Origin of the sequence: Streptomyces sp. Rer75 (assembly GCF_013414305.1) — a bacterium.
In the GTDB taxonomy this organism is placed as follows: domain Bacteria; phylum Actinomycetota; class Actinomycetes; order Streptomycetales; family Streptomycetaceae; genus Streptomyces; species Streptomyces himastatinicus.
Map to the genome: position 1 here is coordinate 4251307 of NZ_CP058693.1, position 24781 is coordinate 4276087.

The 24781-nt window shown below is 70.0% G+C and carries 21 protein-coding genes and 2 pseudogenes; 11 read left to right on the forward strand and 12 right to left on the reverse strand.

Annotation, left to right across the window (positions count from 1 at the left end; all coding sequences use genetic code 11):
• The first annotated feature begins 13 nt into the window (after positions 1–13).
• The gene (locus HYQ63_RS17660) at positions 14–1702 is read left to right on the forward strand and encodes an LCP family protein (protein WP_179934822.1); all 1689 of its coding nucleotides are present in this window, start codon (positions 14–16) and stop codon (positions 1700–1702) included.
• 70 nt (positions 1703–1772) lie between these two features.
• Complete coding sequence (locus tag HYQ63_RS17665) at positions 1773–3401, forward strand: LCP family protein (RefSeq protein WP_179934823.1); 1629 nt, start codon at positions 1773–1775, stop codon at positions 3399–3401.
• 62 nt (positions 3402–3463) lie between these two features.
• Here HYQ63_RS17665 and HYQ63_RS17670 read toward each other — a convergent pair whose 3' ends face one another.
• The gene (locus HYQ63_RS17670; protein ID WP_179934824.1) at positions 3464–4483 is read right to left on the reverse strand and encodes a glycosyltransferase family 2 protein; all 1020 of its coding nucleotides are present in this window, start codon (positions 4481–4483) and stop codon (positions 3464–3466) included.
• A 211-nt stretch (positions 4484–4694) separates the two neighbouring features.
• On the opposite strand from HYQ63_RS17670, the gene HYQ63_RS17675 reads away from it, so the two are divergent.
• Positions 4695–6137: an LCP family protein gene (locus tag HYQ63_RS17675; protein ID WP_179934825.1), complete on the forward strand. Its 1443-nt coding sequence runs from the start codon at positions 4695–4697 to the stop codon at positions 6135–6137.
• An 82-nt stretch (positions 6138–6219) separates the two neighbouring features.
• On the opposite strand, the gene HYQ63_RS17680 is transcribed toward HYQ63_RS17675, so the two are convergent.
• From HYQ63_RS17680 to HYQ63_RS17690, 3 genes are all read right to left on the reverse strand, one after another.
• On the reverse strand, positions 6220–6741 hold the full coding sequence (locus HYQ63_RS17680) for an ATP-binding protein (protein ID WP_257231915.1): 522 nt from the start codon (positions 6739–6741) through the stop codon (positions 6220–6222).
• 204 nt (positions 6742–6945) lie between these two features.
• The gene (locus tag HYQ63_RS17685) at positions 6946–7167 is read right to left on the reverse strand and encodes a DUF397 domain-containing protein (RefSeq protein ID WP_179934826.1); all 222 of its coding nucleotides are present in this window, start codon (positions 7165–7167) and stop codon (positions 6946–6948) included.
• Positions 7164–8027, reverse strand: a complete 864-nt coding sequence (locus HYQ63_RS17690) for a DUF5753 domain-containing protein (RefSeq protein ID WP_179934827.1) — start codon at positions 8025–8027, stop codon at positions 7164–7166. The genes HYQ63_RS17685 and HYQ63_RS17690 overlap by 4 nt, the downstream gene beginning before the upstream one ends.
• Positions 8028–8270: 243 nt before the next feature.
• On the opposite strand from HYQ63_RS17690, the gene HYQ63_RS17695 reads away from it, so the two are divergent.
• From HYQ63_RS17695 to HYQ63_RS17705, 3 genes are all read left to right on the forward strand, one after another.
• Positions 8271–8714 (forward strand): ATP-binding protein, encoded by a 444-nt coding sequence (locus HYQ63_RS17695; protein ID WP_179934828.1) that lies wholly within the window; start codon positions 8271–8273, stop codon positions 8712–8714.
• 169 nt (positions 8715–8883) lie between these two features.
• Positions 8884–9825, forward strand: a complete 942-nt coding sequence (locus HYQ63_RS17700) for a radical SAM/SPASM domain-containing protein (protein WP_306664829.1) — start codon at positions 8884–8886, stop codon at positions 9823–9825.
• A complete protein-coding gene (locus HYQ63_RS17705; RefSeq protein ID WP_179934829.1) occupies positions 9822–10961 on the forward strand; it encodes a methyltransferase domain-containing protein in 1140 nt (379 codons plus the stop codon). Before HYQ63_RS17700 ends, HYQ63_RS17705 begins: the two co-directional genes overlap by 4 nt.
• Positions 10962–11012: 51 nt before the next feature.
• Here the strand turns inward: HYQ63_RS17705 and HYQ63_RS17710 are convergent, their stop codons facing one another.
• Positions 11013–11564 (reverse strand): acyl-CoA thioesterase, encoded by a 552-nt coding sequence (locus HYQ63_RS17710; protein WP_257231916.1) that lies wholly within the window; start codon positions 11562–11564, stop codon positions 11013–11015.
• 107 nt (positions 11565–11671) lie between these two features.
• On the opposite strand from HYQ63_RS17710, the gene HYQ63_RS17715 reads away from it, so the two are divergent.
• Together HYQ63_RS17715 and HYQ63_RS17720 are read left to right on the forward strand one after the other, a co-directional pair.
• Entirely contained in the window at positions 11672–12988 is a 1317-nt protein-coding gene (locus HYQ63_RS17715; protein ID WP_179934831.1) for an LCP family protein, read from the forward strand.
• 128 nt (positions 12989–13116) lie between these two features.
• Complete coding sequence (locus tag HYQ63_RS17720) at positions 13117–13833, forward strand: DUF6250 domain-containing protein (RefSeq protein WP_179934832.1); 717 nt, start codon at positions 13117–13119, stop codon at positions 13831–13833.
• A 62-nt stretch (positions 13834–13895) separates the two neighbouring features.
• Here HYQ63_RS17720 and HYQ63_RS17725 read toward each other — a convergent pair whose 3' ends face one another.
• Positions 13896–15059, reverse strand: coding sequence for an acyl-CoA dehydrogenase (locus tag HYQ63_RS17725; RefSeq protein WP_257231917.1), 1164 nt, complete (start codon positions 15057–15059; stop codon positions 13896–13898).
• Positions 15060–15249: 190 nt separating this feature from the next.
• Here HYQ63_RS17725 and HYQ63_RS17730 point away from each other — a divergent pair.
• Positions 15250–16510, forward strand: a pseudogene (locus HYQ63_RS17730) (UDP-glucose/GDP-mannose dehydrogenase family protein).
• A gap of 60 nt (positions 16511–16570) precedes the next feature.
• Entirely contained in the window at positions 16571–16939 is a 369-nt protein-coding gene (locus HYQ63_RS17735; protein WP_179934834.1) for a VOC family protein, read from the forward strand.
• Between the two features lie 81 nt (positions 16940–17020).
• Here HYQ63_RS17735 and HYQ63_RS17740 read toward each other — a convergent pair whose 3' ends face one another.
• The 4 genes from HYQ63_RS17740 to HYQ63_RS17755 form a co-directional block, all read right to left on the reverse strand.
• Positions 17021–18448 (reverse strand): alkaline phosphatase family protein, encoded by a 1428-nt coding sequence (locus HYQ63_RS17740; protein WP_179934835.1) that lies wholly within the window; start codon positions 18446–18448, stop codon positions 17021–17023.
• A 181-nt stretch (positions 18449–18629) separates the two neighbouring features.
• On the reverse strand, positions 18630–19829 hold the full coding sequence (locus tag HYQ63_RS17745; protein ID WP_179934836.1) for a dipeptidase: 1200 nt from the start codon (positions 19827–19829) through the stop codon (positions 18630–18632).
• 564 nt (positions 19830–20393) lie between these two features.
• Complete coding sequence (purE, locus tag HYQ63_RS17750; protein ID WP_123101294.1) at positions 20394–20927, reverse strand: 5-(carboxyamino)imidazole ribonucleotide mutase; 534 nt, start codon at positions 20925–20927, stop codon at positions 20394–20396.
• Positions 20924–22063 carry a 5-(carboxyamino)imidazole ribonucleotide synthase gene (locus tag HYQ63_RS17755; protein ID WP_179934837.1) on the reverse strand — a complete coding sequence of 380 codons (1140 nt, stop codon included), beginning with the start codon at positions 22061–22063 and terminating at the stop codon, positions 20924–20926. The genes purE and HYQ63_RS17755 overlap by 4 nt, the downstream gene beginning before the upstream one ends.
• A gap of 165 nt (positions 22064–22228) precedes the next feature.
• On the opposite strand from HYQ63_RS17755, the gene HYQ63_RS17760 reads away from it, so the two are divergent.
• Positions 22229–22765 (forward strand): GtrA family protein, encoded by a 537-nt coding sequence (locus HYQ63_RS17760; RefSeq protein ID WP_179934838.1) that lies wholly within the window; start codon positions 22229–22231, stop codon positions 22763–22765.
• 4 nt (positions 22766–22769) lie between these two features.
• Here HYQ63_RS17760 and HYQ63_RS17765 read toward each other — a convergent pair.
• Positions 22770–23949 (reverse strand): annotated as a pseudogene (locus tag HYQ63_RS17765) (ATP-binding protein).
• A gap of 22 nt (positions 23950–23971) precedes the next feature.
• Positions 23972–24652 (reverse strand): response regulator transcription factor, encoded by a 681-nt coding sequence (locus HYQ63_RS17770; protein ID WP_055557617.1) that lies wholly within the window; start codon positions 24650–24652, stop codon positions 23972–23974.
• Positions 24653–24781: the final 129 nt, after the last annotated feature.

Sequence of the window (24781 nt, forward strand, 5' to 3'; positions counted from 1 at the left end):
GACACAGGCGACCGTGGACGCGCAAGGCCATGGGCGGGACGGTGACATCGACCCCGCCGATCAGTGGGTGTTCGACCCGAACACCGGCAACTATGAGCTGCGGCTGAGCCCCGCAGGGGAGACGGCCTCGGCCGCCGAGCCTCACGCGGCCCCCAGAACCACGGGCCGCCGCCGCGCCCCCGAGTCCGAGCCGCGGGGGCGCAGGCGGGCGGCGGGCAAGCGGGAGCCGGAGAAAGCGGCGACTCCCGCGAGCAGGCGTAAGCCGAAGCCGAAGAAGTCGAAGACGAAGAAGGCGCTGTACTGGGGCAGTGGCACCCTGGCCTTCCTGCTGGTGGGCGGCTCTGCCGCGGCGTACTTCGTCTACCAGCACCTCAACGGCAACATCAACAAGGTCGACATCGGCGAGAACAACGCCGCGGTCACCGACGGGCCGATGAACATCGTGCTCATCGGCACCGACCGGCGCGACGGCAAGGGCAACGAGGGCTACGGTGACGCAGGGAGCGTCGGCCATGCCGACACCACGCTTGTCATGCATGTATCCGGGGACCGGACCAACGCGACGGTGCTGTCCATTCCGCGCGACATGATCACGGACATCCCGGACTGCACGTCCGTGCAGGACGACGGTTCGAAGAAGGTCATCCCGGGCGAGCGCGAGGCGCGCTTCAACACCAGCCTGGGGCAGGAGGGGCGCGACCCCGGCTGCACCATGAAGACGGCCGAGAAGATCACCGGTCTGGACATCACCCACTTCATGATGGCGGACTTCAACGCCGTCAAGTCGATGTCCACCGCGGTCGGCGGGGTCGACGTCTGTCTCGCCAAGGACATCAACGACCCCAAGTCCCACCTGAACCTGAAGGCGGGCAAGCACAACATCAAGGGCGAGCAGGCGCTGGCGTTCGTCCGGACCCGGCACACCGTCGGCTTCGGCGGCGACCTGGACCGGATCAAACTCCAGCAGCAGTTCCTCAGTTCCATGATGCGCAAGATGAAGGGGAACGGGACGCTCAGCAGCCCGAGCAAGATGTGGAGCCTGGCCAACACCGCCACCAAGGCGCTCACCGTCGACACCGGCATCGGCAGCGTCGACAAGCTGGTCTCGCTGGGCAAGGCGCTCGGCAAGGTCGACCTGAAGAACATGACCTTCACGACGGTTCCGGTCGTCGACAACACCGACGGAGCGACGGTGCTGCTCGACAAGACCAAGGCCGAGCCGCTGTTCTCCATGGTCCAGCAGGATGTGTCGCTGACCGAGGTGAAGAAGAAGGAGAAGGCGGCCAAGGAAAAGCAGGCGGCCCGGCTCAAGGGGGCGAAGGCCGATGCGGCGGAGGTCCGGGCCACGGTGCTGAACGGCAGCGGGCAGACGGGGGCCGCCCAGGAGACCCTCGACTGGATGCAGAACACCGAGGGGATGCCGCTCACCAGCAATGGCGGAAACGCTCCGGCAGATCTGGAGAAGACCACTCTGGAGTACGCTCCCAACCAGGCGGACCAGGCGCGCCGGCTGGCCGACAGCATGGGGTTGCCCGCGTCCGCGATGAAGGAAGGTACGAAGGACGCCGCCCCGAAGGCGGAGATGACGCTGACGCTCGGCGCGGACTTCAAGGGCGCGGGCACTCCCATCTCCGCTCCGGCCCAGGCGCCGAAGGACATTCAGAAGGTCGAGGCCGACGACAAGAACGTCTGCGCCAAGTGACCACTCCCGGCCCGTCGGAGCACCCTCGCCCATCGGTCCGGACGAGCACGGAAGTACGGGGAGGGGCCCGATGCGGCAGAGCAGTGTGCGGGGGGAGGGCCGGCGACAAGCCGTGCCCGAACCCCGCAGCACCGGTGAGGATGACGGCCCGCCCGGAGCGGAAGGCCCCGCGTCAGATGGCGCGGGGCGCCGCCGTGGCGGCCGACGCGCGGCGGCCCGGCATGGCGGCCGGGGGTTACGCGTGGTGCGGTGGAGTGCGCTGGTACTCGCCGTACTCGTCCTGGGCGCGGCAGCCGGTGGCTATATCTACTACAACCACCTGAACGGCAACCTGAAGAAGGAAGCCCTCGACCTCGGCGACAGCAAGCTGGGCAAGCCCGAGCCGAACGCCAACGGCCAGACGCCGCTGAACATCCTGCTGATCGGCTCGGACAGCCGTAACACCAAGGAGAACGTGGAGCTCGGCGGCGCCAAGCAGGACGCCGACCGCAAGCCGCTGGCCGATGTGCAGATGCTGGTGCACGTGTCGGCCGACCGCAGCAACATGTCGGTGGTCAGCATCCCGCGCGACACCCGGGTGACCATCCCCCGGTGCACCGACCCGGACGACGGACGCGTCTATCCGAAGACCCAGGCGGCGATCAACCAGTCGCTCCAGCACGGCGGTCCGGGCTGCACGGTGGCCACCTGGAAGGAACTCACCGGCATATACATCGATCACTTCATGATGATCGACTTCAGCGGGGTGGTCTCCATGGCGGACGCCGTCGGCGGCGTCCCGGTGTGCGTGAAGGACAACATCTACTCGCACGACAGCAAGGGCCATGGCTCGGGGCTGCGGCTGACCAAGGGCACCCACTCCGTGAAGGGCGTCCAGGCCCTCCAGTGGCTGCGGACCCGCTACGGCTTCGAGGACAACACCGACATCGGCCGCGCCAAGGCCCAGCACATGTACATGAGCTCGATGATCCGCCAGCTGAAGAAGGGCACCAAGCTCAGCGACCCGGGCAAGCTGATGGACCTGGCGGAGGCGGCCACCGACGCGCTGACCGTCGACCACGGCCTCGGCGACGTCAAGAAGCTCTACAACCTGGGCAACGACCTGAAGCGGGTGCCGACCGAGCGCACCACCATGGTCACCATGCCCTGGCAGTACAGCGCGGACGAGCAGTTCGTGGAGCCCAAGCCCGGTGACGCCGAGCAGACCTTCTCGCTGCTGCGCAACGACACGGCGCTGGACGGCAAGGACAAGAAGAAGCCCGACAAGACCCCGGCGCCCACCGCGCCCAAGGGCGAGGTCCCGGTCGTCGTGCAGAACGGCACCGCCTCCATGGTGTACGGGCCCGTCTCCGGCCGGGCCCGCGTGATCACCAACGAACTGGTCCGGCTCGGCTACGCCAAGGCCGCCGCGAACACGGTGCTCATCTCGCAGGCCGACACCACCGTGTCCTACCCGAGCGAGGCCGAGCAGGGCGACGCGCTCGCCGTGGCCAAGGCCCTGGGGCTGCCCAAGAGCGCGGTGAAGTCCTCGAAGTCGGTGCAGGACGTGACCGTGGTGGTCGGCAACGACTGGCGCGCGGGCACGGCCTACCCGAAGGCCGGGACGACCGAGGACGACAAGACGCCGGAGAGCGCCGACGCCCTCAACGGCGAGGACAAGAAGGCGTGCATGACGGTCAACCCGGACTACACGTTCTGAGAGCACGGCGGAAGGGGCCGGACCACCTGGTCCGGCCCCTTCGTCGGGTACGTGGTGTACGTCTAGCCCTGTGCCACGACCGCCGGACGGCGGCTGGCGATGACCTTCTTGGCGAGCGCCCGGGGGCTGGTCAGAAAGCCCCAGCCCCACGACATGTGCATGGTCGCGAGCGCCAGCGGGATCCGTACCCGGGCCCCCACCGGGAGCCCCTTCCCGGCCGGGAACGAGCCCGCGACGATGGCCGCCAGATAGCCTCCCGGGATCACGAAGCCCCACGGGCTGACGGCCGCGCCCACCACGGCGCCCACCGCGATGGCCACCACGGCGGTCGGCGGGGCGAGGTAGCGCGCGTTGATCGAGCCCTGGTGGTAGCGGGCGACGACGTGCCGCCAGCGCCCGTAGTTCTTGTACTGCTTGGCCAGCTCCCGCACGTTCGGCCGGGGCCGGTACGAGACCTTCAGGTCCGGCGAGAACCAGACCAGCCCGCCCGCCTCACGGATCCGGAAGTTCAGCTCCCAGTCCTGGGCGCGGATGAATTCCTCGTTGTAGCCGCCCTGCTGCTCCAGCGCCTCGCGGCGGAAGACGCCCAGGTAGACGGTGTCGGCGGGGGCCGCCTCACCGCCGGTGTGGAAGGCGGCGTTACCGACGCCGATCTTCGAGGTCATGGCGGCGGCCACGGCCCGCTCCCAGTCGTTCTCGCCCTCGGCGTGCATGATGCCGCCGACGTTCTGCGCGCCGGTCTCCTCCAGCAGCCGCACGGCGGTCGCGATGTAGTCGGGCGAGAGCATGCCGTGCCCGTCGACCCGCACCACCACGGGGTGGCGGGACGCCTTGATCGCGGCGTTCAGCGCGGCCGGGGTGCGGCCGGTGGGGTTGGGCACGGTGGTCACCCGCGGGTCCTCGGCGGCCAGCTGGGCGGCGATCTCTTCGGTGCGGTCCGCGGACGGGCCGACCGCGATCACCACCTCCATCTCACCGTCGTACTCCTGCTCCAGGATGTGCCGCACGGCGTTGCGCAGATGGCGTTCCTCATTGAGCACCGGCATGATCACGGAGACGGCCGGGAGCTGATGCGGGGGCATGGCACCTCGGGGTTTCGGGGGCGGGGCCCCCGGGAGACTTCAGTAGCGGGCCCACGTTACCGCGAATGGCTGCACCGGAACGCGCCGCCCGGGTGGCAGCGGGCGGTACCGGCGGCGTGGGGCGCCGGGGCGCTCATCGTATGGCCCTACCGTGACAGCGGTTCCGACCCGCCAGCGCCCCGCCGGGGCCCGTTCACGGAGGTCTCCTTCGGTGAGTGCACCGGCCCGATCGACGCGCCCGCCCCTCCCCCGGTCCCGCTCCGGCCGCCGCCGTCGCCGCTGGGGGCTGCGGATCGCCCTGTTCGTCGCGTGCCTGGTGCTGGCCGTCAGCGCGATCGGGCACCTGCTGGTCCGGGAGCTGGAATCCGGCATCCACCGGGTGGATGCCTTCGGCGGCCTGGACAACCGGCCGAAGAGCGCGGGCGGCGGCGTGAACTTCCTGGTGGTCGGCACCGACGGCCGGGACCGGATCACCCCGCAGGAGAAGGCGCTGTACCGGCTCGGCGGGGCGCCCTGCCACTGCACCGACACGATCATCCTGGTCCATCTGTCGGCGGACCGCCGCCGGGCCTCGGTGGTCAGCCTGCCGCGCGACTCGTACGCCATGATCCCCGCGTACACCGACCGCGCCGGGAAGCCGCGCCGCGCCCATCCGCAGCGGCTCAACGCGGCCTACGCCGAGGGCGGGCCCAGCCTGACCGTGCGGACGGTCGAGCACGCCACCGGGGTGCACATCGACCACTATCTGGAGGTCGACTTCACCAGCTTCATGAAGACCGTCGACGTGGTCGGCGGGGTGAAGGTGTGCACGGCGAGGCGGCTCAAGGACGACCACACCGGCCTCGACCTGCCGTCCGGCAGCCATGTGCTGAACGGCGGCCAGGCGCTCCAGTACGTGCGCTCCCGCCACACCGACGGCACCTCCGACCTCGGCCGGATCCAGCGCCAGCAGCGCTTCCTGGCCTCGGTGCTCCACCAGACGACGGCGGGCGGCATCCTGCTGAACCCGGTGCGGTTCAACGCCGTCGCCACCACCCTGCTGGGCTCGGTCCGCGCCGACCACGGCTTCGGCGCGGAGGACCTGATGGCGCTCGGCCGGGCCATGAGCGGCCTCACCCCGGCGTCCTCCGAGTTCGCCTCGGTCCCGGTGATCCTGCCCGGGAAGCCGCTCAAGGGCGTCGGCTCCACACTGCACTGGGACCGGCCCAAGGCCGACCGGCTGTTCGACGCCATCCGCCATGACCAGCCGCTGACCAGGCACCACGCGCGGCCCAAGGCCACCGTGGTCGACGTGGCCCCGCAGCAGGTCCGGGTCCACGTACTGAACGGCACCGGGACGGCCGGGCTCGCCCGGCGCGCGGACCGGGCGCTGCACGCCACCGGCTTCGCCACCACCGGCTCCCCCGCAGACGCGGCCACCAAGGACCTGGCGCGCACGGTCATCACGTACGACCCGGTCTGGAACCGCTCGGTGCGCACCCTGGCCGCCGCGCTGCCCGGTGCGCAGCTGAAGCCGGTGCCGGGGCAGGGCGGGGTGATGCAGGTCACGGTCGGCGCGGACTACAAGGACGTGCACCCGGTGCGGACCGAGGACCCGCGCCGGGACCGCCCCGGCATCGCCGCCGTCACCGGCGACGAGGTCACCTGCGCCTGAGGGTGGCGTCCTGGGCCGTTGGCACACCCAGGACGGCGGCTCACTGGACACCGGAGGCGGTGGAGGACCCGTAGGACGCTCCCTACATTCGAGGGGGCGGCCGCGGAGCGGAAGTACGCAGGGCAGGATGGTCAAGTTGAGAAACGAACATGCTCGCCCCTGACGGAGCGACCGGCACGGACACCTCCGAGCTGCCGTTGCCGCCCCCACCGCTGGGCTCGGAGACATCGGGAGCAGCGGATTCAGCCTCGTGCCGCCGCTGCCGGTACAGCGCAAGCTGCTTGTCGAAGCCCTTCAGCGCAGTCCCCTGCTGCGCGAGCTGCGAGCTGACCGACTCCATGGCGTCGGCAACACTGACGCACGTCTCATCCACCCACGCGGTGACCGCGCCCATCTTCCGTGCAAGCGCCTCCCACTGCCGCACCAACGTCGTCTTGCCGACCCCAGAAGGCCCACAGACGTGGAACAAAAGCTCAGGGCCACTTCCCACCTCGGCCGCCAGATTGCTCCGGAACGCCGCTATCTCCCCGTGACGCCCGACAAACCCCTCACGGCGCTTTTCCCGGATCAGCCCCAGTCGTGAGGCACGACCCCGCCCAGCCACTGCATGCCCCCTCGCCCAGCAACGTGACGCCCGACACCGACATTCTGCCCAAGGAGCACCCTGCTGACAGTCCGCTGGCGACAAAAGCGCCCGACAACGCTTCCCTCAACGCGGTTAAGCAGACGCCGAGCGTTTCGCTCCCACCCACACGCGAACGGCCCGCCCCTGAATGCCGGGGGCGAGCCGTCGTGGCACGTGGCTCCCTTACTCGGCGCTGCCGAACTCCCCCGAGGCAGCGGCGGCGGCGAACGCGGACAACGCCCCGCGGGGGAACAGCAGCGCGGGGCCGTTCGGGCGCTTGCTGTCCCGAATGGCCACCGTCTCTGCATCGACGACGCCGCACTCGACGCACTGCGCCCCGCTGTCGCTGAACGAGGACTTCCACCACGTCACAGGGAGGGCGGAGGCGTCGTCTACATGGCTCATGTGTTCTTCCTTATCTCTGCGATCAGATCCGCCGACGACTCAACCGAGAGCGCGGCGGAGGTCAGCCGTTGCCAGGCATCCCGATGCGCGGCGACCTTGTCGCGTTCCTCGACGTACACGGCCGAGGTCAGCCCTTCCATGTGGACGACGTCGAGGTCAGCATGCGGGCCGAACCCCAGAATCGTGAAGCTGCCCAACTGCCCCACATGCAGCGACGCATTGGCGGGCAACACCTGAATGTTCACGTTCGGTCGCTGCCCCATGGCGAGCAGTCGGCCCAGCTGCTCATGCATGAGGCCGTCTACATCCGAGGTCGAACGCAGGGATTGCTCGGCGATGATCGCCCACAGGGCGAGAGGGTCATCGCGGGTGAGCACTGCCTGACGCGCAAGCCGGACCTCGACCAGCGCGTCGACGCGCGCCTCGACCGCCTCGGACATGGCCGTCGCCCGGATGATCTCGCGGGCGTACAAGCCGGTCTGGAGCAGGCCGGGAATCACGCCCAGCTGCCACGACGAGACCGATTCGGCCTCAGCCTCAAGGCTGATCAGATCCTCGTACACAGGCGTGAGGACACCCCGGTACGAGTGCCACCAACCGCGCTGAGCCCCCTCTTTGGTGAGCGTGAGCAGCGCAGCGCGAAGTTCGTCGCTCACCTCCCGGCCCAACTCGACGTACAGATCGAGCAAAGCCTCGACGTCCTTCGCCTTGGCCGGACTCTTGGCCGTCTCGATCCTCGACAACTTCGAGGAGACGAACCGGCCGTGAGACTTCTCCGCGACCTCTTCGAGGGTGAGTTCGCCCCGTAGCGCCTTCAACTTCGCACCGAGGCGCCGACGGCGCACTGTAGGCGCACTCACGTTCGCTCCCTCCGGTCCAATGGCTTGCTCGACAGTCTGCCGTGCCCTTACTTCGGCTGTCACCCGCGCACTTGCCACATCGCGCTCCCATGGCATCGCCATATGCAATTTTCTATGATGTTGTGGAATAGCTTGCATTGATGAGCACTGGGGGAGCAATCTGATGTGACGTAACGCAACTGCTTCGTCACAGCGCTACGGAATCCAGTGCGCGCTGCGGCGCTTTCCCGTGAGGGGACATGCATGATCGAACGACGGCGGGCCGATCTGCCCGCCAGCAGCTCACTGCAAGACGGTCCGCCGCCGATTCTGTTACTGGCGAAGGACCTCGAATCCCCCAAAGCCGCCCGCGAGTTCGCACGTGCGTTCATCGCCTACCACGATCCGGGCGCATCCGAGGACTACGTCGAGGCGGTCGTCCTGGTCGTGTGCGAATTGGTCACCAACTCGGTTCGGTACGGCACCGAACCAGGTGACTCGCTGCGGGTGACGCTCAGCGTCGATGACACTCGGACGCGCGTCGAGGTACGGGACCCCGTACGCCGTCGCCCGCGCCTCCGCCCCGCGTCCGTCCAACGCGACCGCGGGCGCGGCCTGATCATCCTCGACGCGCTGTGCCCCGGCTCGTGGGGAGTGGACGACGCCCCGTTCGGCAAGACCGTGTGGGCCGAGGTGAAGGGGTCATGACCGGGCCCCATCCCACCGCGCCGTCGACCGTCCCCGTCTGACCAGACGTCGAACGGGCCGCCCCGGAGTGATGTGGACCCCGGACCGGCCCGCCGCGGTCGAGCGTACAAGGCGCTCTCCGACACCACGGACGGTATGAGCCATGGCCCCACCGGCCCCCGGTTGTCCCATGACCGCTCCCGTACTGATCACCAATCCGCCCGTCACCGCACCCATCGAAGGGATGAGTATGGACGCGTTAGCCGGTATCCAATCCATCGAGCTGGAGATCACGGGCACCTGCCAACTCCGGTGTACGCACTGCTGCACGGACAGCGGCCCGCAGGCACCCGCCGGGACGATGACCCGCGAGGACTGGTCGCGCGTCATCGCGGACGTGGCCGAACTGGGCATCCCCATGGTGCAGTTCATCGGCGGCGAGCCGACCCTCTCGCCGCACCTGCCACAGTTCATCGACGAAGCCCTCGACACCGGCCTCGAGGTCGAGGTGTATTCGAACCTCACGCACGTACGGCCCTCGCTGTGGGACTCCTTCAGCCGCAAGGGTGTCTGCCTCGCCACGTCCTACTACAGCGACGACAGGGCGCAGCACGAGGAGATCACCCGCACGCGCGGAAGCCTCGACCGCACCAGGGCCAACATCGCCGAAGCGGTCCGCCGCGGGATCCCTCTGCGCGCCGGAATCGTCGAAGTGATCGAGGGGCAGCGCATCGAGCAGGCCACAGCGGAGCTGCACCGGCTCGGCATCAAGGAAATCCAGGTCGACCGCATGCGCAAGGTCGGCCGCGCGACCCAACACGACACGAGCACGCCGACCGCCGCCGAGCTGTGCGGGCACTGTTTCCGGCACCGCGTCTCCGTCTCCCCCGACGGAGCCGTATCCGGGTGCATCCTCAGCCGCTTCATGGTCGCCGGAAACGTCCGCGAACAGCGTCTCGCCGAGATCCTGTGCAGCGGCCGATGGGGCGAGATGATGGCCGCCGTGCCCGAGCCGCGCGGCGGCGCCTGCACCCCGGCCGATTCGAACGATTGCGACCCCGCCCGTACGCCCGCCTGCCTCCCGAAGCATTTCGCGCCTGCCCCTGCTCCCTCTCTTGGAGTTCACGCGTGAACTGGTCAACTCGCGCAGCCGCTCTGGCCGACGCCGCAACGCACCGGCACTCCCGATGGGCGCCGGCCCTCGCCGCCACACCACGGCACCTGTTCATCCCGCGCTGGTGGGAGCGCGGTGCGGACGGCTGGGAGCTGCACGACGGTCCCTCGGACCCGGATCGCTGGCTCGACGCGGCGTACCGCGACACGTCCCTCGTGACCCGCGTCGGCCCGTTACATGCCGACTACGCCACGGCACCCGACCGGCCCCACGGCCGGCCGACGTCCTCGGCCACCCTCCCGAGTCTGGTCGTAGGCATGTTCCAGCATGCCCGCATCGACGATGGCGACCGGCTGCTCGACGTAGGCACGGGAAGCGGGTACGGCGCCGCCCTCGCCGCTCGCCGCCTAAGCGATGAGCAGGTGACGAGCGTCGATGTCGACCGCTACCTGACCGAGGCCGCCCGCAAGCGGCTGAGCGAGGCCGGGGTCGCCCCCACGCTCGACACCGTCGACGCGACCGGGGACCTGCCGTACGACCCCGCGAGCTTCGATCGGATCGTCGCCACCGTGTCCGTGCGCACAATTCCCGCAAGCTGGCTCAGGGTGCTCCGCCCTGGCGGTCGGCTGGTGACCACCATCGCCGGTACCTCGCTCCTCGTCACGGCCGAGAAGGACGACGACGGGGGCGCGACCGGGCGCGTCGAGTGGGGTCGGGCAGGGTTCATGCAGGCGCGCCACGGCGACGACTACCCGCCCGGTGCGGCCGTTCGCCTCGCCGAGGCCGCGGAGCTGGAGGGGGACGACGTCGGCCGTGGTCCGTATCCCGTCGTCGATGTGGCGAACGCATGGGACCTCGCGTCCATGCTCGACGTCGAGACGCCCGGTATCGAGCATGAGTACCGGGAGGACGGTGAGCGGCGGGTCGCGCTCATGGCGCATGCCGACGGATCGTGGGCCCGTGCGACGGCGACCGGGAACGAGCGGCCCACGGTGCACCAGGGCGGTCCCCGCCGACTGTGGGATGCCCTCGACAAGGTCCGCGCCTCCTGGCTGAGCAACGGCGAGCTACCCGTGCGAGGGTCCCGGGTGGACATCACGCCGGACGGCCGTACCTTCCTCGGCCGCGGGAAGTGGTCTGCCGAGCTGACCTGAGCACACCCAGAAACGTCCCCGTCGGGATCTCCCCGGCGGGGCGTCCGCGCCTTACGGCTCCTCGGGGCCCTCCGCGGCGCGGCGGGCGCGGAGCTCCTTGATGGCGCGGCGGCGGGCCAGCCGGTGGGTGCGGCGGATCTCGGCCTCCTGGTAGCGCCGCTTGTCGCGCTCGGTCTCCGGTATGACCGGGGGCACGGGGCGGGGCTTGCCGTCGGCGTCGACCGCGGCGAAGACCAGGTAGGCGCTGCCGACCTGGGTGGCGGGGGTGGATTCGTTCCAGCGCTCGGCCAGGACCCGCACCCCGACCTCCATGGAGGACCGTCCGGTCCAGTTGACCTGGGCCTTCACATGGACGAGATCGCCGACGCGGACGGGCTCCAGGAAGGCCATCTCGTCCATCGAGGCGGTGACCGCGGGGCCCTCGGAGTGCCGTCCGGCGACCGCCCCGGCGGCGTCGTCGACGAGCTTCATGATCACGCCGCCGTGGACCGTGCCGAGGAGGTTGGTGTCGCTGCCCGTCATGATGTGCGACAGCGTGGTGCGGGAGGCGGACGTGGGCTTGCCCGGAAGGTCCACATCCACGCCCTGGGCCTGTTTGGTCATGCCGTCCACCATATGCGGACCAGCTTCTTATCAGCTCTGCAACAGCCATGCCCCGATCCGGCCCCCGCCCTGTATGACAGCGGGGCCGACCAGGCACACTTCCATGCATGAGCGAATGGCCCCAGGGTTGGACCGGTGACCGCAACGACCGGTACGGACGCGGCAGCGGCAGCCCCCAGCCGGAGGGGGCCCGCTCCATGCCGCAGGTACGGCGGGCGGCACCGGGCGGCGGCGGGCAGCAGCCCGCAGAGCCGCCGCTGCCCCCTGAGCTCTCGCCGCGGGGGAACGTACCGCGGCCCTCCCCGAGCTATGACGACTACGGCGGCCACGGCGACGACGGCTACAACACCGGCCAGGTCTACGGCGGCGGCCGTGGCCCCGGCGGTCCCGGCCGCGGTGGTGGACGTGGCGGCCGCGGGCGCCGGGCGGGAGGACCCGTGAACTGGAAGCGCCGGATAACCGTCACCCTGGTCACCCTGGTCGTGCTGCTGCTCGCGGTCGGTATCGGTACGTACTTCTGGGCCGACGGCAAGCTCAAGCGCGAGGTCGACCTCAGCAAGGTCGAGGACCGGCCGACCGGCGGCAAGGGCACCAACTACCTGATCGTCGGTTCGGACAGCCGCGAGGGCATGTCCGCGGAGGACAAGAAGAAGCTGCACACCGGCTCCGCCGAGGGCCGCCGGACCGACTCCATGATCCTGCTCCACGTCGGTGAGAACGGGAACACCATGGTCAGCCTCCCGCGTGACTCCTGGGTCACCATTCCGGCCTTCACCGGCTCGGAGACCGGCAACCGGATCCCGGCGAGCCAGAACAAGCTGAACGCGTCGTACTCCTCGGAGGGCCCGCAGCTGCTCGCGCGGACCATCGAGTACAACACCGGCCTGAAGATCGACCACTACGCGGAGATCGGCTTCGACGGGTTCGCCAAGATCGTCGACGGGGTCGGCGGGGTCGAGATCGACATCCCGCAGGACATGAAGGACAAGAAGTCCGGCAACGATCTGAAGAAGGGCAAGCAGACCCTGAACGGCCAGCAGGCGCTCGGCTTCGTCCGGCAGCGCTACGGCCTCGCGGGCGGCGACCTGGACCGCACCAAGAACCAGCAGAAGTTCCTGTCCGCGCTGGCCAACAAGGCGGCCTCGCCGAGCACGGTCATGAACCCCTTCAAGCTCTACCCGATGATGGGCGCCGGTCTGGACAGCCTGATCGTCGACAAGGACATGAGCCTGTGGGACCTGAAGGACATGTTCTTCGCGATGAAGAGCGTCTCCGGCGGTGACGGCAAGCAGATGAACATGCCCATCTCCAACCCCGGCCTGTCCACTCCCAAGGGCAGTGCGATCCAGTGGGACATGACCAAGGTCAAGCAGCTGGTGAGCGAGCTGAAGAACGACGAGAAGGTCACGGTCTCCAGCAACTGACCGAGGCCGACGTCAAGACGTAAAGACGACCGCCGCCGGGCCGAGCGCCCGGCGGCGGTCGTCTGTTAGGTTCGTCCCGCGCTACGCATTGAAACGGTTCAACCATCCCGGGAAGGAACCGCACCACGATGACGTACCACCGTTCCCGCAGACGCCTGATCACGCTCGCCGCCGCGACGGCCGCCGCGACCGCCACAGCCCCGGCGGCCCTCGCCACGGGCCGCCACCGGGGCTGGACCCGGATCGCCCACGACGACTTCCGCCACGGCACCCGCCAGTGGACCGCCGAGCTGGAGAGCGGCGGGACGGTGCGGGCGCGGCACGGGGTGCTCGACGTCGACGTACCGGGCGGCGCCACGGTCTGGTTCACCCGCGAGCTGACCGGTCCGTACGTGATCGAGTACACGGCCACCCCGGTCGCGGCGGGCGGCCCCAACGACCATGTGACCGACCTCAACGCCTTCTGGAACGCCCGCGACGTCCGCTCCCCCGGCGACCTCTTCGCCACGACGCGCAGCGGCGCCTTCGCCGACTACGACCTGCTGAAGACCTACTACGTCGGCTACGGCGCCAACCTCAACACCACCACCCGCATGCGCCGCTACGTCGGCGAGGCGGGCAACCGCCCGCTGCTCTTCGACCTCACCGAACCGCTGCTCACGCCGAACGCCCCGCACCGGGTGCGGCTGGTGTCCGCGGGGCGGACCGTCCAGTACTGGAGCAACGGCGAGCTGCTCTGCGACTACCGGGACCCCGAGCCGTACACCAGCGGCTGGTTCGGCTTCCGCACCGTGGCAAGCCACTTCCGGCTTGCGGACTTCTCGGTCTGGCGTCCGCGCCACTGACCGGCGGACATGACGGAGGGCGGGGCGCGTCGCGTACGACGCCCCGCCCTCCGTCATGCGTGTTACGGCAGGTTGCGCGCCATGACGACGCGCTGGACCTGGTTGGTGCCCTCGTAGATCTGGGTGATCTTGGCGTCGCGCATCATGCGCTCGACCGGGTAGTCACGGGTGTAGCCGTAGCCACCGAGGAGCTGGACGGCGTCCGTGGTGACCTCCATCGCCACGTCCGAGGCGAAGCACTTGGCGGCGGCACCCTGGAAGGTGAGGTCGCCGTCGACGCGCTCGGAGGCGGCGGCGGCCTGGTAGGTCAGGGCGCGCGCGGCCGAGATCTTCATGGCCATGTCGGCGAGCATGAACTGGATGCCCTGGAAGTCTGCGATCGCCTTGCCGAACTGCTTGCGCTCCTGGACATAGCCCTTGGCGTAGTCCAGGGCGCCCTGGGCGATGCCGAGGGCCTGGGCGGCGATGGTGATGCGGGTGTGGTCGAGGGTCTTCATCGCGGTGGCGAAGCCGGTGCCCTCGGCGCCGATCATGCGGTCGGCGGGGATGCGGACGTTGTCGAGATATACCTCACGCGTCGGCGAGCCCTTGATGCCGAGCTTCTTCTCGGGGGCGCCGAAGGACACGCCCTCGTCCTCTTTCTCCACGACGAAGGCGGAGATGCCCTTGGAGCGCTTCTCGGGGTCCGTGACGGCCATCACCGTGTAGTAGTCGGAGACCCCGGCGTTGGTGATCCAGCGCTTGACGCCGTTGAGGACGAAAGAGTCGCCGTCGCGCACCGCCTTGGTCTTCATACCGGCCGCGTCGGAGCCCGCGTCGGGCTCGGAGAGACAGTACGAGAACATCGCGTCGCCCTTGGCGAGCGGGCCCAGGTACCTCTTCTTCAGCTCCTCGGAGCCGGACAGGATGACCGGCAGCGAGCCCAGCTTGTTGACCGCGGGGATCAGGGAGGAGGAGGCGCACACCCGGGCGACCTCCTCGATGACGATCACGGTCGCGAGCGCGTCGGCACCGGCGCCGCCGTACGACTCGGGGACGTGCACCGCGTGCAGGTCATTGGCCACCAGGGAGTCCAGCGCCTCCTGGGGGAAGCGGCCCTCCTCGTCGACCTCGGCCGCGAAGGGGGCTATTTTCGCCTCGGCGAGCGAGCGGACCGAGTCGCGGAGCATGTCGTGCTCCTCGGACGGTCGGTACAGGTCGAAGTCTGCGTTTCCCGAGGACGCCAAGGTCTTCTCACTCCCCTGTGGTGCTGCCTACTGTGCTAACTACCGTTAAGTAACTGAATTCTAGGGCCGCCGCCTCTCCCCGTATACGTGCCCTATACGTGAGCTACCCGACAAGATGCCGCTGAGCCCTGTCGGGGGCGCCGACTATGCTCAGGCAGCGCATCTGAGACCGACGCTTCTGGAGCACCGCATGGCCCTCAAGATCACCGTGATCGGCACCGGCTACCTGGGCGCGACGCACGCCGCGGCCATGGCCGAGCTGGGCTTCGAGGTGCTGGGCCTGGACATCGTGCCCGAGAAGATCGCGATGCTCTCGGAGGGCCGGGTGCCCATGTACGAACCAGGTCTGGAAGATCTGCTGAAGCGGCATGTGGCGGGCGTCGAAGGCGCGACCGGGCGGCTGCGTTTCACCAGCTCCTACGAGGAGGCCGGGCAGTTCGGCGACGTCCACTTCATCTGCGTGAACACCCCGCAGAAGCACGGCGAGTACGCGTGTGACATGCGTTACGTCGACAACGCCGTGGAATCGCTCGCCCCGCATCTGCACCGTCCGGCGCTGGTCGTCGGCAAGTCCACCGTCCCGGTCGGCAGCGCGGACCGGCTCGCGGCGCGGCTCGCCGAGCTGGCCCCCGCCGGTGCGGACGCCGAGCTGGCGTGGAACCCGGAGTTCCTGCGCGAGGGCTTCGCCGTCGAGGACACGCTGCACCCGGACCGGATCGTGGTCGGGGTCACCAGCGACCGGTCCGAGAAGGTGCTGCGGGATGTGTACGCGAAGCCGGTCGCGGAGGGGTCGCCGTTCGTGGTGACCGACTTCCCGACCGCCGAGCTGGTGAAGACCTCGGCGAACTCCTTCCTCGCCACGAAGATCTCGTTCATCAACGCCATGGCCGAGGTCTGCGAGGCGGCGGGCGGCGACGTGGTCAAGCTCGCCGAGGCCATCGGCTACGACGAGCGGATCGGCAAGAAGTTCTTGCGGGCCGGGATCGGCTTCGGCGGCGGCTGTCTGCCGAAGGACATCCGTGCCTTCATGGCCCGCGCCGGTGAGCTCGGCGCGGACCAGGCCCTGACCTTCCTCCGCGAGGTCGACTCGATCAACATGCGGCGCCGCGGCCACATGGTCGAGCTGGCCCGCGCGACGTGGGACTCCCCGGGTGGCCGGGCAGATACAGCTCCAGGGCGCCCAGGTGACCGTCTTCGACCCCAAGGGCATGGACAACGCCCGCGCCCTCTTCCCGACCCTCGCCTACGCCCCGAGCGCCCTGGAGGCGGCCCGGGGCGCCCATGCGGTGCTGCACCTGACCGAGTGGCGCGAGTTCCGCGAGCTGGACCCGGTGGGCCTGGGCGAGATGGTCGCCGAGCGCCGCATCCTGGACGGCCGTAACGCCCTCGACCCCGACTACTGGCGCGACGCGGGCTGGACCTACCGCGCCCTGGGCCGCCCCATGGCGTGAGCCTCGCCCGTTTTGCCGGGTCCCGGGGCGGTAACCCGGGCCGGGACCCGAGGAGGAGCCATGGTCGTTGCCAAGCTGAACGTCGTCGCCGTCGACTGCCCCGACCCCACCGCACTCGCCCGCTTCTACCAGCAGATACTGGGCGGCGAGATCAAGAACGAGGGTGAGCCCTGGGTCGATCTCTTCCTTCCCGGCGGGGCCAGGCTGGCCTTCCAGGAGTCGCCCGGCCACGTCGCGCCGAGCTGGCCGTCGGAGACCGGAGCGCAGCAACTGCACCTCGACCTGAACGTGGCCGACATGGCGACGGCGCAGGAGCAGGTGCTGGCGCTGGGGGCGCGGGCGCTGGACCTCGACGACGACGGCGGGAAGCGGGACTTCCGCGTCTTCGCCGACCCGGCCGGGCACCCCTTCTGCCTCTGCCGGAGCTGAGCGCAGCGCCCCCGCCGGGTGACGTCCGGCGGGGGCGGCGTCCGTACGCGAGTCCGTACGCACGTCCGTACGCGAGCCGGTTCAGCGGCGGGGGCGGCGGCCCTTCTCCTGCTCCGGCGGGGTCTGGTCGGCGCCCGGGAGGGTGGGCTTGGGGAGGTTCTCCACGTCCTCCTTGGCCTTCTCCAGCTGCTCGGCCGTGTCATCCGGCAGCTTCGGCGGCCTCGTCGCGGCGTGGCCGAAGCCGAAGGCCGAGGTGAGGTCGCCGAACGTACGGCGGCGCCACTCGCTGATGTTGGGCTCCTTGACCCCCGTCAGCCGCTCCAGGAACTGGAGCACCGACGTGTGGTCGAACGCCTCGCCCGCGGCCCAGCCGCCCACCGTCCACGGCGAGACGATGAGGCAGGGCACCCGGAAGCCACCGCCGATGGGCAGGCCGCCCACGAACTCGTCCACGGTCCCGGCCTTCGGGGTGGGCGGCGGCACGTGGTCGAACAGGCCGTCGTTCTCGTCGTAGTTGAGGATGAACACGGTCTTGCGCCACACGTCCGGGTTGGACGCGATGGCCTCGATCTTGGACGCCACGTAGTCGGCACCGGCCGCCGGGAGGTAGTCCGGGTGCTCGGAGACCTCGGCGGTCGGGATGATCCAGGAGACGGTCGGCAGCCGGTCGTTGCGGGCGTCCTCCTCGAACGTCCCGGCGGGGCTGTGCACCATGCCGCGGTCGTACAGCGGGTCGCCCGGCCTGGCGTCCTGGAACTGCTGGAACTCCTCCAGGAGGTTGCAGCCGTAGTTGTCCTCCTCCTGGTAGACCTTCCAGCTGATGCCCGCCTTCTGGAGGCGCTCGGCGTACGTCGTCCAGCGGTACGGCTTGGGCGCCTTGTTCTCCAGGACCGGGCCGCCCTTGACCCCGGCCGGGTCGATGGTGCCCGTCATCCAGTACAGCCGGTTGGGCCAGGTGGGGCCGAAGACCGAGCAGAAGTAGTTGTCGCAGACGGTGAACGCCTCGGCCAGGGCGAACTGGAACGGGATGTCCTCACGGGTGTGGTAGCCCATGACGTACGGCCCGTTCTCTCCGTCGGCCTTGCGGTGGGCCGGGAGCCACTTGTCCATGGCGCCGTTGTTCCACGCCTCGTGCTGCACCGACCAGGCGTGGCTGGTGGAGGGGATGGCCTGGGCGCTGGTGGAGTGGGTGTCCAGGTGGAACGGGAGGAGGTAGCCGTCCGGGTTCTCCTCGTCCGGCTGGTGGAAGACCGACTTGCCGGTGGAGAGGGTCAGGGCGTCCGGGTCGGCGAACCCGCGCACTCCCTTGAGGGTGCCGAAGTAGTGGTCGAACGAGCGGTTTTCCTGCATGAGCAGGACGACGTGCTCGATGTCGTCGAGCGAGCCGCCCTGCGGCGGCCCGGCGGCTATCGCCTGCTGCACGCTCGGCGGCAGGAGCGTCATGGCCGCGCCCGCGCCGAGCGAACCGGCGGCGGCACCAAGGAGTCTACGGCGGGTGAAGTCGGGCATAACGCCTCTTTCCCGTTTCTATGCGTGAGAGATCGTCAGACCGCTGATGACTCTCTCGCTCCGCCGGCGACGGGGAAGAGGCGACTTACGTGAACGATGCATCAACACATCGCAAAGCCACCAAGCCCCGGTAAAGGGGGCGTTGGCGGCTCGTGCGGGGGCGGTTGGTGGCCGCGGTGGGTCAGGCGTCGGGGGCGCCGTCCAGCTGGTCGATGGTCGCGATGGACGGCCCCCGGACCGCGCGCAGCCCGCGCGCCGCGGCCTCGGCGTCACGCAGCACCCGGACGGCGTTCTGCCAGGTCAGTTTGGCGAGTTCGGCCTCGGACCAGCGGCGGTCGAGCAGTTCCGCGATGAGGTTCGGGTAGCCCGCGACGTCCTCCAGGCCGGAGGGGGTGAACGCGGTGCCGTCGAAGTCGCCGCCGATGCCGATGTGGTCGATGCCCGCCACCTCGCGCATGTGGTCGAGGTGGTCGGCGACGGTGGCCGCCGTTGCCATCGGCCGCGGATGGGCCTCCTCGAAGGCTCGCTGCACCTTCTTGGCGGCGTCCGTCAGCTCCAGCGGGTGCAGCCCGTGCGCGCGCATGTTGTCGTCCGCCGCCTTCGTCCAGTCGCCCGCCTCCGGCAGCACGAACTTCGGTACGAACGTGGCCATCGCCACCCCGCCGTTCTCCTTGAGCGCGGCCAGGACGTCGTCCGGGATGTTGCGCGGATGGTCGCAGACCGCGCGGGCGGAGGAGTGCGAGAACACGACCGGCGCCTCGGTCACCCTGAGCGCGTCGCGCATCGTGTCCGCCGACACGTGGGAGAGGTCGACCAGCATCCCGAGGCGGTTCATCTCCCGGACGACCTCCTCGCCGAAGCGGGTCAGGCCGTGCGCCCTCGGCTCGTCCGTCGCCGAGTCCGCCCAGGGGATGTTGTCGTTGTGGGTGAGCGTCATGTAGCGCACCCCGAGGTCGTACAGGGCGCGGAGGGTCGCGAGGGAACAGTTGATGCTGTGGCCGCCCTCGGCGCCCATCAGCGACGCGATCCGGCCCTCGGCGCGGGCCGCCTCCATGTCGTCCGCGGTGAGCGACAGCCGGAGGTCGTCCGGGTAACGCTCGGTCAAACGGCGCACCACGTCGATCTGTTCGAGGGTGGCGCTGACGGCCGTGTCCCCGCTGAAGTCCGAGCGCACGAACACCGACCAGAACTGGGCGCCGACGCCGCCCTCGCGGAAGCGGGGGATGTCGGTGTGGGTGCGCTGCCTCTGGTCGGTGGCGATGTCCAGTTGCTCGAGGTCGTAGCGGACCTGCTCGCGCAGAACCCAGGGGAGGTCGTTGTGGCCGTCCACGACGGGGTGGACGGACAGCAGTTCACGGGCGTGCGCGAGGTGATCGGTCATCCGGGCATTTTCGTACGGGCGGTCGCCGAAGTCACGGCTCCGCAACGCCGTGCGGCGAGCCTGTTCCCCACCCCGCCCCTCCCCGACCCCGGGGCCCCGTTGGGGGCTCCGCCCCCAAACCCCCACCGGGGCTCCGCCCCAGGACCCCGCTCCTCAAACGCCGGAGGGGCTGGGAGTTGCGGCACCTCCACCCCGGCCTCAGGACCGCACCGTCCGACGGAGCGAACGCCCGGGCCAAGGGCACAGCCGAGGGGCCGGGGCGCAGCTCCCGGGGGGGGCGGGCACAGCCCGGGGACCCGGGGGCAACCGCCAAAAGGAGGGCCGGGACCGAGCCCCAGCGGCGTCCGGGGTACAGCCCCGGCGGGGTCTGGGGCGCAGCCCCAACCAGAGGGCAACGGCGCAGCCCCGGCAGGGTCTGGGGCGGAGCCCCGCGAGGGGCCAGGGGCGCAGCCCCTCCGGCGTTTGAGGAGCGGGGGTGTGGGGGCGGAGCCCCCGCGCGGGGGCCGGGGCGGAGCCCCGGGTCGGGGAGGGGCGGGGTGGGGGACGACAGCCGCGCCGGGACGGTTAGCGGTGGGCGAAGCCGAAGGACGGGGGGCCGTCCACCTTGGCTCGGAGGCGCTTGCCCTTTTCCGTGGCCTGTTCGTTCAGCTCGTCCTGGAACTCCCGCATCCGACCCTGGAGCTCCGCGTCGTGGGCGGCGAGGATGCGGGCGGCGAGGAGGCCCGCGTTGCGGGCGCCGCCGATGGAGACCGTGGCGACGGGGACGCCCGCCGGCATCTGGACGATCGACAGCAGCGAGTCCATGCCGTCCAGGTATTTCAGGGGCACGGGGACGCCGATGACCGGCAGCGGGGTGACCGAGGCGAGCATGCCCGGGAGGTGGGCGGCGCCGCCGGCGCCCGCGATGATGGCCTTGAGGCCGCGGGGGGCGGCGTTCTCGCCGTACGCGACCATCTCGCGCGGCATCCGGTGCGCCGAGACGACGTCCACCTCGTACGGGATCTCGAACTCGTCGAGGGCCTTGGCGGCTTCTTCCATGACCGGCCAGTCGGAGTCGGAGCCCATGACGATGCCGATCGCGGGCACAGGAGCGCTCATTCGGTGATGGTCCCTCGGAGGTAGTCGGCGGCGTGGCGGCCGCGCTCGCGGACGTCGGCCAGGTCGTCGCCGTAGGTGTTGACGTGGCCGACCTTGCGGCCGGGCTTCACGCCCTTGCCGTACATGTGGATCTTCAGCGCGGGGTCGCGGGCCATGCAGTGGAGGTACGCCGCGTACATGTCGGGGTAGTCGCCGCCGAGGACGTTGGTCATCACGGTCCACTTCGCCCGGGTGTTCGGCGCGCCGAGCGGCAGGTCGAGGACCGCACGCACATGGTTGGCGAACTGGGAGGTGACGGCGCCGTCCTGGGTCCAGTGGCCGGAGTTGTGGGGGCGCATCGCCAGCTCGTTGACGAGGATCCGGCCGTCCCGGGTCTCGAACAGTTCGACGGCGAGGTGGCCGACCACGCCCAGCTCGGCCGCGATCTTCAGCGCGAGTTCCTGGGCCTGGGCGGAGAGCGCCTCGGAGAGACCGGGGGCGGGGGCGATGACGGTGTCGCAGACGCCGTTCACCTGTATCGACTCCACGACGGGGTAGGCGACGGCCTGGCCGTGCGGGGAGCGCACGACGTTGGCGGCCAGCTCGCGCGCGAAGTCGACCAGCTCCTCGGCGAGGACGGGGACCCCGGCCCGGAACGGGTCGGCGGCGTCCTCCGTGCTGCGGACGACCCACACGCCCTTGCCGTCGTAGCCGCCGCGCACGGTCTTGAGGACGACGGGGAAGCCGTCGCCCTCTTCGGCGAAGCGCGCCACGTCCTCCGGGTCCGTCACGATGCGGTGGCGGGGGCACGGCACCCCGGCCTCGCGCAGACGCTCCCGCATCACGCCCTTGTCCTGCGCGTGCAGCAGGGCCTCGATGCCGGGGCGGATGACGACGCCGTCCGCCTCCAGCGCGCGCAGATGCTCGGCCGGGACATGCTCGTGGTCGAACGTGACCACATCACAGCCTTGTGCGAACGCACGAAGCGTCTCCAGGTCGCGGTAGTCGCCGATGACGACATCGCTGACCACTTGGGCCGCCGAGTCCTGAGGAGTGTCACTGAGCAGCTTGAACCTGATGCCGAGGGGGATACCCGCCTCGTGGGTCATGCGCGCGAGCTGGCCGCCGCCGACCATGCCGACTACCGGAAATGTCACCCTCCAAGGGTAACTTCTCGCCACCACCACCCCTGACCTGCACTTGGATGATCCTCCAGATAGGCAGACCGGACTTGTGTTCGCGGCCTCCGGGCGAGCGTCCCTGCCGCTGGTTAGCATGGGGAGATGTTGTCGATGATGACGAAACGGGGCTGAACGATCACCATGAGTGAACGACGCATGCTCGGCGGGCTGAGCACCCAGGTGGGGCGGCTCGCCCGGGAGATCGCGAAGTTCGGGGTGGTCGGCGGTGCCGGCGTCTTCGTCAACCTCGCCGTCTTCAATCTGGTCCGCAGCGTCACCGAGCTGCCGGTGGTGCGGGCCAGCATCGTGGCGACGGTGGTCGCGACCTGTTTCAACTACCTGGGCTACCGGTACTTCACCTACCGCGACCGGGACAAGCGGGGGCGCACCAAGGAACTCAGCCTGTTCCTGCTGTTCAGCGCGATCGGGCTGATCATCGAGAACGGGGTGCTCTACACCGCGACGTACGGCTTCGGCTGGGACAGCTCGCTCGCGAGCAACGTCTTCAAGTTCATCGGCATCGGCATCGGCACCCTCTTCCGCTTCTGGTCCTACCGGACCTGGGTGTTCCGGGCGATGCCCGCGCGGGAGGCGGTGGAGAGCGCCGAGGCGATCCTCGCGGAGGCGCCGCCCGCCGGGACCACCCGCCGCAACGGCGAGCAGCCGGTCCGCAAGTAGCCGCTCAGACGGGGCGGGTGTCGTCCGCCACGCGGCTCAGGAACAGCGCGAACACCGGCGGATGGGGCTGGAGCAGCTCCAGCCGTCCCCCGTCCGCCTCCGCCAGATCGCGGGCGACCGCGAGGCCGAGGCCGGTGGAGTTCCGTCCGCTGACCGTCCGCTCGAAGACCCGCGCGCCGAGGTCGGGCGGTACGCCCGGGCCCTCGTCGGTGACCTCGACGACCGCCTGGTTGCCGGTGACCCGGGTGCGCAGGGCGACCGTACCGTCGCCGTGCATCAGCGAGTTCTCGATGAGCGTCGCGAGCACCTGGGCGACGCTGCCGACCGCTTGCAGCGCCGGACGCACGATCGCGGCCCTCGAGGCCGACGATCTGCTGGACGACCTGCGCGGGCGCGGCGGAGTTCGTCAGCAGCCGCTGGACGACGTCGGTGAGCCGCTCGACCTGGCCCAGCGCGATCGACGCCTCCTCCTTGACGGTCTCCGGGTCGTCGGTGAGCGTGATCTCCTCCAGCCGCATGGACAGCGCGGTCAGCGGCGTCCGCAGCTGGTGCGAGGCGTCGGCCGCCAGCCGCCGTTCGGCGGTGAGCATCCGGGCGATGCGTTCGGCGCTCGCGTCCAGGACGTCGGCGACGCGGTCCAGTTCGGGCACCCCGTAGCGGCGGTGGCGCGGCCGCGGGTCGCCGGAGCCCAGCCGCTCGGCGGTCTCGGCGAGGTCGGTGAGCGGCGCGGAGAGCCGGTGCGCCTGGCGTACGGCGAGGAAGACGGCGGCGAGGACCGCGAGCAGTGCCACCGCCAGGATGATCAGCATGGTGCGGCCGATCTCCCGGCTCACCGTCGTACGGGACGCCTCGACCCGTACCGTCTCGCCCTGTTCGCCGTGCTCCTCGGAGGAGATGACGCTGCCTTCGGGGCGCTTGCCGATCTCGACGTCCGGGTGGTTCGGGATGGTGATCAGGGCGTAGCGCCCGGGTTCGATCTGCTCGCGCAGCACCTTGTGGGTGACGCCCTCGCCGCCGAGCAGCCTGCTGTCCACGATGCTGACGAGCCGCACCGCGTCCGAGCTGACGCTCTCCTGGGCGCTGTTCTCGATGGTCCGGGTCTCGACGATGACCAGCGAGACGCCGAAGACGGCGATGACGACGAGCACCACGGCGAGCGTGGAGTTGATCAAGCGACGGCGCATGGTCCTACCGTGTCAGCCACCGTCAGCTTTTCTCGAACCTGAAGCCGACACCCCGGACGGTGGCGATGTAGCGGGGGTTGGCGGCGTCGTCCCCGAGCTTCTTGCGGAGCCAGGAGATGTGCATGTCGAGCGTCTTGGTGGAGGACCACCAGGTGGTGTCCCACACCTCGCGCATCAGTTGGTCGCGGGTGACGACCCGGCCGGCGTCGCGCACCAGGACCCGCAGCAGGTCGAACTCCTTCGCGGTCAGCTGGAGCTCCTCCTCGCCCATCCACGCGCGGTGCGACTCGACGTCGATGCGCACCCCGTGGGTGGCGGGCGCCTGGGCCTGGGTCTCGACGGCGCCGCGGCGCAGCAGGGCCCGGACGCGGGCGAGCAGTTCGGCGAGGCGGAAGGGCTTGGTGACGTAGTCGTCGGCCCCGGCGTCCAGGCCGACCACGGTGTCCACCTCGTCGGCGCGGGCGGTGAGCACCAGCACCGGGAAGCCATGGCCCTCGGTGCGCAGCCGGCGACAGACCTCGAGTCCGTCCATCCCGGGCAGCCCGAGGTCGAGGACGAGCAGATCGACGCCTCCTTGCAGACCGGCGTCGAGCGCGGTGGGTCCGTCCTCCCGCACCTCCACCTCGTACCCCTCACGGCGCAGGGCGCGGGCCAGGGGTTCCGAGATCGATGCGTCATCCTCGGCGAGCAAAACTCGGGTCATGAGGTGATGGTAGTCCGCCGGGGTTCACGCACGGGGCGCGCAGGTGACGACGCAGGGAGCACGACCGGCTGCACACCCGTTCGTGATCTATGTCTCACCCAAGAGTGTCAAGTGCGTGTCGTATGGTGA